This window comes from Streptomyces sp. NPDC126503, from assembly GCF_040302405.1.
GTDB lineage: Bacteria > Actinomycetota > Actinomycetes > Streptomycetales > Streptomycetaceae > Streptomyces > Streptomyces gulbargensis.
Map to the genome: position 1 here is coordinate 120,300 of NZ_JBEORS010000007.1, position 14,061 is coordinate 134,360.

The window sequence follows — 14,061 nt, forward strand, 5'->3', positions numbered from 1 at the left end:
AAACCCTGATGAGGGCTCCGGTATCTGGCTTGTCATGCTTTCCCTTGTGCGTGGTGGGTGATGAGGTCGGGGCCGGTGTGACTTCCCGGTCCCGGCGCCGCCGTCCCCCCTTTGGGGAGACCGTGGCGCGGTCTGAGGGCCGTCGGGGCTGTGGTCACCACACGGCGGCATGCCGGAATGGCCTCCCGGCGGGCGAAGCCGGGGGCTTGACGGGTGTGTTTCCGCTACGGCTCGATCAGACCGGTCCGGATGGCGTAGCGAGTGAGCTCGACCCGGTCCCGCAGACCGAGCTTCTGCAGGAGGTTCGCTCGGTGACGTTCCACCGTCTTGGCACTGATGATCAGCAGGTCGCCGATCTCTTTCGAGGTGTGCCCTTCGGCGACCAGCTTGAGGATTTCTTCCTCGCGATCGGTGATCGCCTTCTCGGGAGGGGTTCGGCCCTGCTCTGCCAGGTCGAGGTACCTCCGGACCAGAGCGGTCTCGGCACCGGGATAGAGGAACGGTTCGTCCCGCATCGCCGCACGGCAGGCGCCCACCAGGTCCCGATCCGCCACGGATTTCAGCACGTACCCGTTGGCTCCGACCCGCAGCGCTTCGAAGAAGTACTGATCACTGTCGTACATGGTGAGGATCAGGATGCGAAGGTCCGGATGGGCGCGAGAGAGCTCCCGTGCGGCTTGGAGACCGGTCATCCGGGGCATGGCGACGTCGAGGATCGCCAGATCGACCGGTACCTGACGTGCCACGGCGACAGCCTCGGCCCCGTCGCCGACCTCGGCCACGACGGTCATGTCCGGCTCGGCGTCCAGGATCAGTCGCACGCCGCGCCGCACCAGCGCGTGATCGTCGGCCAGCAGGATGCGCGTGGGCAACGCGGTCACTGGTCGGCCCCCTCTGCTCGAGGCACCCGCAGGAGCACCGCCGTACCGTCTTCTCGTGAGTTTCTGATGACGAACTCCGCCCCGATCATCAGCGCGCGCTCGCGCATACCGCGGATGCCGAACCCTTCCGCGACACCTCCGAGACCGCGCCCGTTGTCGCGGACGACGAGGTCCACGCCCCCCCGCGTCCCCCGTCTCAGGTCGAGGTCGACGCGATCGGCACATGAGTGACGCGCTGCGTTGGAGAGGGCTTCCTGGGCCACTCGGTAGATCGTCAGTTCCACCTCGGGCGTCATGTGCGGAAGCCCGGCGTCGAGGTTGTGGCGCACCGTGAGTCCTGCCGTGGTGAAGTCGGCCGCCAGGGCCCGTAGTGCGCTGGCCAGCCCGAGGTCTTCCAGTACACCAGGGCGTAGCCGGCGGGCGATGCGCCTCAGTTCGTCCAGGCTTTCACGGGTCGTCTCCTGTGCCGCGTGCAGATCTTCCCGGAGCTCGACGGGGGCTCGATCCGCCAGCCACTTCAACTGGAGGAGAACGGCCGTCAGGGCTTGACCCACCTCGTCGTGCAACTCCCTGGCGACGTGCCGCCGCTCGGCTTCCTGAGCGGCGGCGACCCGACCGCTGCTGGTGGCTCGCTCCTGCTCCAAGCGGTCGAGCATCGCGTTGAACGTGAGGACCAGCTCTGCCATCTCGTGCTGTCCTGTGGCCTTCGGTCGCGTCCCGGGATGCAGAACATCGGCCCTCGCCATCGCGTGGGACAGCCGCTTCAGCGGGGCCAAGCCGTACCGGAAGAGAAGAGCGTTGGCGACGAGCATGGCCAGCACCCCGGCGACCACAACAACGGCTTCGTCGAAATGAACCGGGGAGGAAACCGTGACCCACGGGCTCAGCAGAAGCACCGTGGCCAGCACGAGGAGGGAAGCGTTCATCACGAAGATCCGCCAGAACAGCGACACTGCGGACCTCCCCCTCAACTTCCGTGCGTCCGTCCGTCCCACGCGCCCCTCATGACGGCGGGCACGCCCCGTTGATCAAATGGGAGTCTGAGCGATCATGCTCGAAACCGTCCATACATGCTGACACCCATCTTTCCCCCACGCGGAAGATCCCGATCCGGATCCCCCGTCGATGCCACCCGGGTCCTGAGGCAGACCGGGGTGAACAGACGTCGGGCTGTGCGGATACAGTCCGCACGTTCGAGACGAGCCGGCAAGCGAAGGGACGGGCGGATGAACGGCGCGACGAGGCAGGGCGGCGGCCTGGAGCTGAGTGGCCGCGAGGGCGGGCGGCTCGCGGCGCGATGGTGGCAGTGGGCGCTCTCCGCACCTGACGCGTGCAGCCCGGTGCTGGACAGGACCGGTGAGTTCGCCGGCTGGCAGCAGCCGGACGACGTGTGGTTCCTCGCGGGAACCTACGGCGGTCGGGTCGTGCGGCGCTGCTCCCTTCCCGCCGACCGTCCGGTCTTCTTCCCCGTCTTCAACACCCAGCGTCCCGCCTTCTTCTCGTCCCGTCCCGAGGTGATGAACGTCGCCGAGGCGCACGCGTTCCTGAACGGGTCCCCGTTGCCCTTGCACGAGTACGCCTCACCGCGGTTCCGCACCGGGGTGACGCCCCGGGTGGCATGGGGACTGTGGTCGGCACTGGCTCCCCTGACCCCCGGACAGTACGTACTGGAGATCAAGGCCGACACGGGTGACGGCTTCCGGGTCGACACCACCTACCACCTCACGGCCACCGCCCCCTGACACCGGAGCTGCGCAACGGCCGTCAGGGGTGCTGCTCCTGCACACCTGCCGCACCCCTCGTGCTCAGCGGCGGGGACGCGGCAGGAGTTCTCCCGATCAGGGGCAGCGCCCCTCGCTCACGGTCGCGTGGGAGAGGTAGAAGGCAAGCATGTCCGGGCCGGGGGGCGGCCGGTCCGCGGCTCCCGGAAAGACGACGGGGGGCTGATCGTCCCGGGTGAACGTGATGCGGACGCAGTACGCGCTGTCGGTATCCTCCGTGCTGACGGTGTACGCACCGCCCTCCCCCTGACGGGTGTCGACGCCGTACCTCGGCCCGATGCCGCTCTCCCTCATCGCCTCGGTGATCAACAGGCCGTGGTCGCTCTCCAGGCTCGTGTAGTGCCGCTTGCCTTCCAGGGCCTGGACGCCCTCACGAACGGCGTCGCCGAGTTCGCTCTCACTCCAGGTGGACTGGGCCCGCATGCCGAACAGCACGCCCAGCGCGACGAACGAGGTGAGGACGATGAGCGCGAGCCCCACCGGGCTTCGATGGTTGTAGACGTACCGGCCGGTCCCCCACCTGCTCCGGACGAAGACGGGTTCCTCGCTCAACGTGCTGCCTCTCTTTCGCCGATCCACACATCGGGCAGGCTCGTGACACCCGGAGGTTCTGTGGATCGGGACGACCCACGCGCGCCCCCGGGGCGGGCGGCGTGGAGGTCGGTGCGGTACTCCATGAGGAGAACCATGACGATCACGGCAAGACTGCTGACGATGATCATGGCCAGCCCGATCGGGTTCTTGGGGTTGTAGACGTAGCAGCTGGTGCCCCACCGGCTCTTGTTGAAGACCGGCTCGTCGTCCTTCATCACGTCACGTTCCTTGTCCTGAGGGACCGGTGTGGCGGGCCCGTCCGGTCGGATGTTCAGCGCAGCCCGCGCACGGCGCGCCCCGACAGGGCGGCGGCGGAGCGGTGCCGGACGTTCGTAGTTCCGCCGGGAAGTAGTGGTGGAGCAGACGGACCGCATCCACCGTGCCGAGCACCTGAGGCCGGTCGTCGTACGCGACGACCAGCACCTCAGGACTGCCGGTGCGCTCCATGAGCGCGGCCATGAAGACGGGTGACGCGTCAGGGCTGACCACGGGCGGCAGAGACGGGCGCCTGGGCAGCAGGTCGGCGATCCGGACAGCCGCTGCCCGGGCCCGTACGGCGTCGTCGAGCGATCCGCCCATGACGGCGGCGCGGAACGGGTCCTCCACCACCGCCTCGGGCAGGGCGGCTGCCTCCGTCAAGGTCGTATCCGCCCGCAGCGAAGGGCAGGGACGGGCGAGGTCACGAGCGCGCATGCGGGAGTACCTCGGTCCTCGTCCCGGGGGTGGCGCGGGACGAGTGTCCGCCGCCGGTGTCGACGAGGTCGTCCACGTGGAAGAGTCGGGCGATGGGCACGTCGGTACTGCTGTGGGCGATGATCGAGAACCCGATACAGACCGCGATGAGCGTGTACGCCTGCTGTCCCTGCGGGATGCCGGCCTGGAGAACGAGCAGTCCGTAGACGACCGAGGCGAAGCCCTTGGGCCGAACCACGCCGCCACCAGCTTTTCACGGCGGTCGATCCTCGTTCCCCACAGCGACAGCAGCAGCGACGCGGGCCGGATGAGCACGATCGCCAGGACGACCGCCACGTACCCGCCGATGGGCAGGTCGCCGAAGAGCTGTGGGGTGAGCAGTGCGCCGAACACGAGCAGGGCGGTGAACTTGGCGAGTTCGGCCAGTGACTCCCCCAGTGGCTCGAACGCTTTCTGCGAATCCGGTGACACCGCGGCCAGCACCGCACCCGCCGAGAACGCCGCCAGGTACGGGTTGGCGTGCGTCAGGTGGCAGGCCGCGTACAGGATGACGCCGATCGCCAGCGGCAGCAACGGCTGGAGCTTCGGCTCCGCACCGAGCAGCCGGAACCGTACGAGACCGTTGACGAGCAGCGGCATCAGCGCGCCGAACAGCAGCCCCAGGCCCAGTTCCAGGGCGATCCTCCCGAACGACGCCTCGGCACCGGCCGCGGTCGGCCCGGCGGCGGCGATGAGGATCAGGACCACCGGCAGGGCGAGCCCGTCGTTGATGCCGCTCTCGACGTTCAACAGCTCGCGCAACCGGGCCGGAACCTCCCTGCGGCCCACGATCGCCGAGGCGAACACCGGGTCGGTCGGCGCCAGGACCGCGCCGACGAGGAAGGAGGTCGTCCAGTCCAGGCCGACCAGACAGTGGGCGCTCAGCGCCATGCCGACACAGGCGAGCGGCATGCCGAGGCCGAGCGCCCGGGCGGGATTGCGCCAGTTGGCGCGCAGCTTGGCGAAGGAGACGTGCATGCCGTCCGTGAACAGCACCGCGAACAGCGCCAGGTCGGCGGTGACCGACACGATCTCGCTCTCCGGCGAGATGTGGATCAGCCCGAGAAACCCGTCGCTGACCAGCGCCCCGCCGACCAGGAACAGCAAGGACAGAGCGAGCAGGTCGAGCGGAGCGATTCTCCGCGCGCGACCAGGCGTCCGGCTACGACACCCGACAGGACCGGGCCCCGTCACGGCCTGGACGAAACGCGAGCTGCAAGGAGGGCTGCCAGGCCCACCCACGGCAGGTGAACCGGGCCGGAGATGCGCCAGCTCAACACAGCCAGCACCGAGGCCGTCCCCAGGAAGACGAGCAGACCTCGCCGCTCCCGCAGGAACGTCCACTCCTGGCGGGCAGCACCCGGAGCTTTGAACTCACGTACTGCCGTGCGGATGACAAGAAGCGCGAGGACCACGGACGCGCCGAGCAGGGGCGACCCGAGGCCGTCACCCGTCAAGGCGGTCCACCCGACTGGCGCCGGTCTGATAGATGTCCGGGATACCGTCCGCGTCCTCGTCGCGCTCCTCCTCTTCCCACAGGCGCTTGTAGACGAGGTTGCGCCGGCGCAGGAGGACGGCTGCGAGCGCCGCTGCGACGAGGGAGCCGACGAGGACGGCGGCCTTGACGTGTTCGGCCTCGACCGGGTCGGGGAAGGCCAGCTCGCCGATGAGGAGGGCGACGGTGAAGCCGATACCGGCGAGGGTGGCGAGGCCGAAGACATCCGCCCAGGCCAGGTCGGGGTTGAGTTCGGCGCGGGTGAAGCGGGCGGCGAGGTACGTGCCGAGGAAGATGCCGAAAATCTTGCCGACGATCAGACCGATCAGAACGGCGAGCGGTTCGGGGTCGGTGAAGACATGCCCGAGGGCCTCGCCCGAGACACTGACGCCTGCGGCGAACAGGGCGAAAAGCGGAACGGCGATACCCGCGGAGAAGGGGTGCACGAGGTGGGCGACCCGCCCGCCCGGAGACGCCGACTCCCCCTCGTCCCGGGTGGTGCGCAGAATCAGCCCCATCGCGACGCCGGCAACGGTGGCGTGGACGCCGGAGTTGTACATCAGCGCCCAGATGGCGACGCCGAGCGGCACGTACCACCACCAGCCGCGCACGCGGAAGCGCTGGAGGACGTAGAAGAGGACGAGGCCGACGAACGCCCCGCCGAGCGCCCAGAAGTCGAGGCCGCTGGTGAAGAAGACCGCGATGATGAAGATGGCACCGAGGTCGTCGACGACGGCGAGGGTGAGCAGGAACGCCCGGAGCGCCGACGGCAGGTGGGTGCTGATGACCGCGAGGACGGCGAGGGCGAAGGCGATGTCGGTGGCCATGGGCACGGCCCAGCCGCCCAGCTCCCCGCCGCCCGCTCCGGCGGTCAGGAGGTAGAGGGCGGCGGGCACGGCCATTCCGCACAGGGCCGCCACGACGGGCAGGGCGGCAGTGGCGGGGGTACGGAGCTCGCCGACGACGAGTTCGCGTTTCAGCTCGATGCCGGCGACCAGGAAGAAGACCGCCAGAAGCCCGTCCGCGGTCCAGTGGCCCACCGAGAGGTCGAGGCCGAGGGCGGGTATGCCGAAGTGGAAGTCGCGTATCGACTCGTAGGCACCGCTCCACGGGCTGTTCGCCCATACGAGCGCGAGGACAGCGGCGGCCAGCAGGACGAGGCCTCCCACGGTCTCGGTGCGCAAGGCCTCGGCGATCGCCTGGCGCTCAGGCCAGGGCAGGACTCCGAAAACGGTCTTACGGGCGCGTTCCTGCGTCATGGAAAGGCCTCCGGGGCGTGTCGACGGACGGGCGCACAGGCCCTCGGACGCCGACCAGACTTCCCGGCACACCAGCATCGTCTCTTGATGCGTTCTTCACACCCTATCGGGCGTTCGGGAGTCTCACCAGGCGTCTCTCACCTGCTGGAACAGGGTGAAGGACCCTGCCCGCACCAAGGCGCGAGGTGCGGGCAGAGTCCTTCGGGAGCCGGGCCGCCGGGGGGCGGTCAGACGGTGGTCTTCACCGGCTCCTGGTCGGCGTCCTCTTCCGTGTCGACGCCGGCGTCGCGGCGCTTGACGAAGGCGAGGAAGGAGTTCAGCTCGCGCTTGACGACGGGGGCGAGCAGGTACAGGCCGATGATGTTGATGACGGCGAGCATGAAGAGCACCGCGTCGGCCATGTCGATCAGGGTCTGCAGGGTGAGCAGGGAACCGGCGACCGCGAAGACCGTGTACAGGACCTTGAACGTGAGCTCGCTGGCGCGGCTGCGGCCGAACAGGTGCGTCCATGCCTTCATGCAGTAGTAGCCCCAGGTCAGCACCGTGGAGATCGCGAACAGCATGACCGCGAGGGTCAGGATGTAGGGGAACCAGGGCAGGACGGTGGCGAAGGCGTCGGAGGTGATGGTGACGCCGCCGATGGACTCGCCGCCCTTGCGGACCTCGACGTAGCTGGCCGGGTTGGCGATGACGATGGTCAGCGCGGTCATGGTGCAGATGACGACGGTGTCGATGAAGGGCTCCAGGAGGGCGACCAGGCCCTCGCTGGCGGGGTGCTTGGTCTTGACCGCGGAGTGGGCGATCGGGGCGGATCCGAGACCGGCCTCGTTGGAGAACGCGGCCCGCTTGAAGCCGATGATCAGCGCTCCGAGAACACCGCCCGCGACGCCCTGCGGGTTGAAGGCTCCCTCGATGATCGTGGAGACCGCGGAAGGCACGGCGGTGACGTTCACGGCGATGACGACGAGGCAGGCGGCGATGTAGATGCCGGCCATGGCCGGGACGAGCCGGCTCGTGACGGAGGCGATGGAACGGATGCCGCCGAGCAGGACGACTCCGACGAGGGCCGCGATCAGGATGCCGAAGAACAGGGCACCGGCCGAGGAGCCCATGAGGCCGTTCGCCCCGCCGGTGACGGAGACCAGCTGGGCGTAGGACTGGTTGACCTGGAAGAGGTTGCCGCCGAACAGGCCGAAGAACAGGACCATGAAGGAGGCCAGGACGGCGAGGACCTTGCCGAGGGTCTTGCCGTTCTTGCCGAAGCGGTCCGCCAGCCCCTTGGGGAGGTAGTACATGGGGCCGCCGGAGACGGTGCCGTCGGCGTGCACCTCGCGGTACTTCACGCCGAGCGTGACCTCGACGAACTTGGTGGCCATGCCGAGCAGGCCGCAGAGGATCATCCAGAAGGTGGCACCGGGTCCGCCGATGGAGACGGCGACGGCCACGCCGGCGATGTTGCCGAGCCCGACGGTGCCGGAGACGGCGGCGGTGAGGGCCTGGAAGTGGTTGACCTCTCCGGTCGATCCCTTCTCGTCGTACTTGCCGCGGACCACGTCGATCGCGAGGCGGAACTTCCGCAGCTGCACGAAGCCGAACCAGGCGGTGAAGACGAGACCGGCGACGACGAGCCAGGCGACGATGAGGGGAAGCTCCGTGCCACCGACCGGCACGGAGTAGAAGACGACCTCGCCGAGCCAGGTGGCTATGGGCTCGAAGAATCCGCTGACCGCCTTGTCGACGGACTGGGTGAAGGAGTCGAGTGACACGGGGGGACCTCAATGGCGCAGGACCGGCGGCGTGGGAGGACGCCGGTGAGGGGTGCGGGCTTTGAGCGAACGCCGTTGTCCGTTCGGCGACCGGAGGTGAGCCGTCCGCGGACTCGGACAGTGATCACCAGGTCGAGCTCGGCCGGAGATGCACCGGCCCTCCGACGAGGTGGCGAGGGGTGGTGTCACCTGCGGAGTTGCGCATTCCTACCACGGGACCCGCCCTACTCCTTGTGAGGAAGGTCACCTAACGGAAGGTGATCTTCCAAAAGTGCAGCACCCGTGATGTGACCGTTATCCGGAGAGCCGTGTCCGTTCACAATGCACTTATTTCCGCAGGTCAGCACCCTGTTCGCGGAATGGTCCTGTCATACCCGCGCCGCACGCCGTCACCTCAGCCCGCGCGCCCCTGCCGGAAGAGCCGGAGGGCGCGGTTGACGAAGAGGTGGACGTAGCCGCACGACAGGCAGATCAGGCCGGTCGCCGATTCGTTGGCCCACGCCAGGTTGAACAGTTCCATCCCCGTGCTGTTCAGCTTCACCTCCCGCGCCCGAAAGGTGTCGCGGCCGCACATCACACACAGAACCGGGTGCTCCCCGATCGCCGCGTACAGGGGCTTGGCCATCTGGTGTCTCCGTCTCATCCGTTCGCCGCGTGGCGGCCTGAGGGGCGGGCCAGGGGGCGGCGCGGGTCCGTGGCCCGGGTGATGGCGGTTTCGACCGCCGCGATCCGGTCGGCGAGCAGTCCGAGGGCGGCGATCGCCCGGGACGCGGGATCGTCGCCCGCCCCGGCCAGGGACCGGACGCGGGTGTAGGCGGTGGTGATGCCGGCCCAGCGCTCGGCCTGCTCGGAGGTGAGGGTGCCGCGCAGGGCGGCGAGCTTGAGGAGGTTGGCCTCGGCGTCACCGGTGAGCGTCTGGGCCTCGGCCGTGTAGTGGTCGTCGATCACCGCGGCGAGTTCGGCGTCGTTCATGGCGGGTGAGATGCGGGCCGCGATCTTGTTCATGGTGCGGTACGAACCCTGGAGGCGGAACGGCGGCTCCGTGCGGGTGTCGTCCGTCCGGGCGGCGGAGGCGATGTACGCCTCGTTGACCGCGAGCACGGTGGTCCGGGCAGTCAGCAGGTGGCGCAGGACGCCGAGGATCCGGTCGAGCTCCGCCGGGGTGTACGGGTGCGAGAGCTGCTTCCGGCTCGCCGCCGGGTCCCCCTCCGCGAGCCGGGTCAGGACCTCCAGGTCGGCGCGGTCCCGGCCGGCCAACGGCGCGAGGTCCGGGTGGGAGGTGAGGGCGTTCTCGACGAAGCTGAAGGCGAAGGCGTCCTCCTTGCCGGTGAGGACATCGCCGAGGTTCCACACGTCGGCGCGGTTGGCGAGCATGTCGGGGACGCGGAAGCGACGGCCGGACTCGGTGTAGGGGTTGCCGGCCATGCAGACGGCGAAGCGCTTTCCCCGCAGGTCGTGTCCGGCGAGGCTGCGGGTGCCGTCGCAGAGGGGGATGAACTTCTGCAGGAACTCGGCGGAGCAGTGCTGGATGTCGTCGAGGTACAGCAGCACGTTGTTGCCGGCCTCCAGGGCGAAGGTGATCTTCTCCAGCTCGCGCCGGGCTCCCGCGTCCGGGGCCTCCGCCGGGTCGAGGGAGGAGGTGGCCTGGCCGAGGGCCGGGCCGTCGACCTTGACCAGGAGCAGGCCGAGACGGTCGGCGACGTACTCGACGAGGGTCGTCTTGCCGTAGCCGGGCGGAGAGAGCAGCAGGAGCAGGCCGTGGCTGTCGGCGCGCTTGGCGTCGCCCGCCGCGCCGAGCTGCCTGGCGAGGTTGTCGCCGATGAGGGGCAGGTAGACCTCGTCGACGAGACGGTTGCGGACGAACCCGGGCGCGACCCGGGGACGGTATCGGTCGAGGCGCAGACGGGCGCGTTCGGCGGCGACCAGGTCACTGCGGAGCCGCTGGTAGGTCCGGAAGGCCGGGCCCTCGTGTGCGGCGAATTCCGCCGTCCGCCGCAGGAACTCGTCCAGGCGGATCTCCAGTGCGCCGTCGCGTACCCGTGGGTGTCGTCCGAGCAGCCCCGTCACGGTGGTGGCGGTCGGGCCGTCGACGTCGTAGCGGATGAGCCCGGGGCACAGTTCGACGGCGGCGGCCTCGGCCAGAACGCCGTCCGGTACGGGTTCGCCGGACACGGCGGCATAGGCGTCGAGCCAGCCCGCGACGAGCTGCCGCCTGGCGGCGAGGTCGGGCAGGGCGTCGAGGTCCTCGTCGTACGCACCGGCGCCCACGGCTCCGCGGAACTTTTCCAGCAGGGCGTGTGCCTCCGCGGAGAGAGCGAACCCGGCGGGCGCCGCGGCCAGTTCCTCGACCAGGTACGCGGCGGCCGGCAGGTCGCCCGTCCGCTCGGCGAGTTCGCGGGACAGGTCGTCGAGGGCCGGTGCGGCCCCGAAGAGGTCCCGGGCACGGGTGAGGGAGACGGCGCGTCTGGTCCACCGGGCCCGGTCCTCGTCGGTGGCGGTGTGCGCCCAGAAGAGTTGGGCGGTCGCCCGGGCGGCTGCCGCGTGCCGGAGCGTGCCGGCGCCCCGGTGCAGGCGCAGCACCGCGGCGAGGATCGCCGCCGCGTCGTGGTCGTGGACCCCGCGCTCGTACCCCTCGTCGTACGCGGTCTCGGCGGCGCGCCGTACGAGGAGCGGCAGGTCGGCGGAGGTCAGGGCGTCGGCGCCGTGCTCCGCGAGGAGGCGGGCGGCCAGGTGTTCGGAGCGGTAGACCTGCGGGGACTCCGACGGCAGGTTCCGGCCCCAGTACGGGCGGGTGGCTTCGAAGGCGGCATCGGTGACCGGGCGGCGGTAATCGGTGCCGGTGAGCGCGAAGGCGAGGGTGTCCCCGTGCGGGACCAGGGTGAGCTCGGGCGCCTGCCGCTGGACGGCGAAGCGGTGCCGTCCGAGGCGGACGGTGTCCCCGCCGTCGGCGTACAACTCGGTGCGGTCGCGCAGGGCCCGGCCGGCCGCCTGGCGGGTGCCGGTGAGCCTGCCCTCCAGTTCCTCGGCGCGGACCTGGTCGCCCAGAGCCCTCAGTTCGCCGGCGGTGCGCCGCAGCTTGGTGACCATGGGGTCGGAGGCGAAGTACGCGTGCACGTCTTCGGCGCTGTCCAGGGCGGCGGCACGCCGCGCGACCGTTTCGAGGATACGGCCGGCCGACTCGGCCAGACGTTCCGCGCGACGGGCGCGGGTGTCGGTGAGGGTCTGGCGGCGGACGGTGAAGGCGTCGTGGATCTCGGTGCGCTTCTCGGCGAGTTCGCCGAGGAAGCCGTCGTGCTCGGCGAAGCGGGATTCGAGGTTCTCCAGTTGCAGCAGGAGCCCTCCGAGCCGGCTGTCGCACTCCTCGGGTGTGGTCGCGGAGGCGAGAGCGCCCGTGACGGCCTCGGTGAGGAGGGCGAACTCGGCGGCGAAAGCGGCTCGCCCCTCCCGGTCGAGGAGTTCGTCGCGCCGGGCGTCGAGGACGGCTCGGGCCCGGTTCAGACTGCCGAGGACGTCGGCGACCCGCTCCAGGATGGAGGTGCGCACGGTGGCGTCGGCGATGTCGATGCCGGCGACGACCTCGCTGAGCGTGCGCAGTCCGAGGGCGTGCTCGTCGAGCCGGTCTGCCAGGTCACGGATCGCGGCCACACCGTCCGCCCCTGCCGCGTCGGCGGCGAGCCGCCGGGCCTCGGCATCCTGCTCCGCGAAGGCGTCCTCGCGCCGGAGAAAGGCGACGGCTCGGTGGGTCGCGGCGGCGATGTCCTCCTCCGCCCGCCGTGCCAGGGCGTCGACCGCGTCCGTGTCGGCGTACCGCAGCTCCTTCACGGTGAGCAGGTGGCCCTGCGCGCGGCGCAGTTCCGTGAGGCGGGAGATCCATTCCCCGGCGGTGGCGGGGGCCTCCCCGCGGATCTGCCGGGTGAGGCGGGTGAGACGTCGCTCGGCCTCCGTGAGGGCTTCGGAGGCCCGGCCGGTGAGGGCTGCCACGGTCTCGAACTCCGCGCGTACCTGTTCGGCGGTGGCACGCAGGGCCGCGAGCGGGCCGGCGAGATCACCGGTCTCCGGGTCGTCGAGCCAGTGATGGGTGTCGGCAGCGCGGTCACAGGCGGCCAGCAGTGCTTCGTACACACCGGCGCTCGGTGTGGTCCCGGTGGCCTGCCGGGCGATCGCGAGGCAGTCGGAGATACCGCGGACGAGGTCGGCGTTGCCGATGCGGGCGAGCGGCCCGGTGCCGGCCGGCGCGAGGTGGGTGTCGGCCGCGAAAGGAGTGCGCCACCACTGGACCGGATGGACGCGGCCCGCCTCGGCGCCGGTCCCCCGCAGTACGGCGAGGGTTCCGTCGTCGAGCAGCGCGTGCCCCCGGCCGGTGACGGGGCGGTCGATCTCCTCCCGGACCCGGTTGTACGGGAGGAGGAGCGTCCGTCCGGTGTCCGGGGCCCGGAAGGCGTACAGGACGTCCTCGCCGTGCGGTGAAGCGACCGAGCCCTCGTACTCCAGTCCCCCGGTGTCCGTCTCGAAGGTCTTCACCGTGCCTTCGGCGAGGCAGTAACCGCCCGGGAACACGATGCCCCGGTCGTCGGGAAGCCGCAGACACGCCTGACCGATGCCGTCGAGACGGACCACCGCGCCGGTGAGCGAGTTGAAGACCAGATGGCGCACGGTCTCCTCCCGGTACGGGAGGACCCGGACGAGGACGAGCGGGCCGACGACGGCGTGGGCGACCTCGGCGTCGGCCAGGGCCTGCAAGGGCTCGTCGACCGGCTCCGCGTACACGCCTTGGGCGGTGTCCGTGTCGTTCTCCGTCTTGACGGTGAGCATGCCGCCGACGGTGGAGACGAACAACCGCCCGGCGAGGGAGATGTGCGGGTGCCGCCCGGGCACGTGGTCCTCGCGCCCGGCGGCCACCCAGTCGACGTCCTGGCCGGAGGGCGCGAGGTACTCCCGCTCCCCCTGTGCGTCCAGGAACCTGCACTTGCCGGACGGGCCGACCTCCCAGCGCAGGACCCGCAGGTCGTCGGCGTTCTCGCCGGTCCGGAAGACGGCCAGGAGCCGCCCGTCGGTGCGGCGGAACCGGACCAGGCGCGCGTCACGGAAATAGCGGTGCAGTGCGGCGAACTCGCGGACGAAGGCCGGGTCGTCGAGCAGGCCCGGCACCGCGTCCTCGGGCAGGGCGCCCAGTTCCCGGTCGAAGAGGGCGAAGACGTCGGTGACGGAGGGCTCCGCGCCCGCGGCGGAGGGAGGTCCGCCGCGTCCGAAGAGCAGCCGGTCGGTGACGGCCACGACATCCGCCAGGACGCAGGGGTCCGCGGTGCGTGCCTGCCCGGTCCCCGTGAGTTCCAGCTCACCTGAGCCGAACTCCCGGGTGCGCGCCTGATTCAGTGCCCGGGCCCGTGAGGCGAGCTCCGTCGCCTGTGCCATGAGCCGTTCGCGCAGCACCGCGTACGCGTCCTCGTCGACCATGTGCGGATCGGTCTCCGCGCTCTTCGTGTTCATCCTGCCCCTGCCTCTCCCCGTCGTTCCACGGAGGGCCGGTGCCAGGACCCCCGTACCTGGCTCCGG

10 protein-coding genes and 1 pseudogene are annotated in these 14,061 nt (G+C 70.4%); 1 reads left to right on the plus strand and 10 read right to left on the minus strand.

The genetic code is table 11. The features are described from left to right. Positions 1-224: 224 nt before the first annotated feature. Both ABTY40_RS12020 and ABTY40_RS12025 read right to left on the minus strand, forming a co-directional pair. On the minus strand, positions 225-881 hold the full coding sequence (locus ABTY40_RS12020) for a response regulator (protein ID WP_352059417.1): 657 nt from the start codon (positions 879-881) through the stop codon (positions 225-227). After that, positions 878-1,834, minus strand: coding sequence for a HAMP domain-containing sensor histidine kinase (locus tag ABTY40_RS12025; RefSeq protein ID WP_352059418.1), 957 nt, complete (start codon positions 1,832-1,834; stop codon positions 878-880). The genes ABTY40_RS12020 and ABTY40_RS12025 overlap by 4 nt, the downstream gene beginning before the upstream one ends. Positions 1,835-2,107: 273 nt before the next feature. Between ABTY40_RS12025 and ABTY40_RS12030 the strand changes: the two genes are divergently transcribed. Next, positions 2,108-2,623, plus strand: coding sequence for a hypothetical protein (locus ABTY40_RS12030; protein ID WP_352059419.1), 516 nt, complete (start codon positions 2,108-2,110; stop codon positions 2,621-2,623). 96 nt (positions 2,624-2,719) lie between these two features. Here ABTY40_RS12030 and ABTY40_RS12035 read toward each other — a convergent pair whose 3' ends face one another. The 8 genes and pseudogenes from ABTY40_RS12035 to ABTY40_RS12070 all read right to left on the minus strand — a co-directional run bounded on the left by ABTY40_RS12035 (position 2,720) and on the right by ABTY40_RS12070 (position 13,995). Next, on the minus strand, positions 2,720-3,214 hold the full coding sequence (locus ABTY40_RS12035; RefSeq protein ID WP_352059420.1) for a hypothetical protein: 495 nt from the start codon (positions 3,212-3,214) through the stop codon (positions 2,720-2,722). Next, the gene (locus ABTY40_RS12040) at positions 3,211-3,474 is read right to left on the minus strand and encodes a hypothetical protein (RefSeq protein ID WP_352059421.1); all 264 of its coding nucleotides are present in this window, start codon (positions 3,472-3,474) and stop codon (positions 3,211-3,213) included. Before ABTY40_RS12040 ends, ABTY40_RS12035 begins: the two co-directional genes overlap by 4 nt. A 1-nt stretch (position 3,475) precedes the next feature. Further along, positions 3,476-3,895: a CBS domain-containing protein gene (locus ABTY40_RS12045; protein ID WP_352059422.1), complete on the minus strand. Its 420-nt coding sequence runs from the start codon at positions 3,893-3,895 to the stop codon at positions 3,476-3,478. Between the two features lie 40 nt (positions 3,896-3,935). Further along, positions 3,936-5,107, minus strand: a pseudogene (locus tag ABTY40_RS12050) (cation:proton antiporter); the annotation flags it as partial. A gap of 327 nt (positions 5,108-5,434) precedes the next feature. Then, the gene (gene nhaA, locus ABTY40_RS12055) at positions 5,435-6,742 is read right to left on the minus strand and encodes a Na+/H+ antiporter NhaA (protein ID WP_352059423.1); all 1,308 of its coding nucleotides are present in this window, start codon (positions 6,740-6,742) and stop codon (positions 5,435-5,437) included. A gap of 227 nt (positions 6,743-6,969) precedes the next feature. Next, positions 6,970-8,508 (minus strand): alanine/glycine:cation symporter family protein, encoded by a 1,539-nt coding sequence (locus ABTY40_RS12060; protein ID WP_352059424.1) that lies wholly within the window; start codon positions 8,506-8,508, stop codon positions 6,970-6,972. Positions 8,509-8,902: 394 nt separating this feature from the next. Next, complete coding sequence (locus tag ABTY40_RS12065; RefSeq protein ID WP_352059425.1) at positions 8,903-9,133, minus strand: hypothetical protein; 231 nt, start codon at positions 9,131-9,133, stop codon at positions 8,903-8,905. A gap of 14 nt (positions 9,134-9,147) precedes the next feature. After that, positions 9,148-13,995 carry a DNA repair ATPase gene (locus ABTY40_RS12070; RefSeq protein WP_352059426.1) on the minus strand — a complete coding sequence of 1,616 codons (4,848 nt, stop codon included), beginning with the start codon at positions 13,993-13,995 and terminating at the stop codon, positions 9,148-9,150. Positions 13,996-14,061 lie beyond the last annotated feature (66 nt).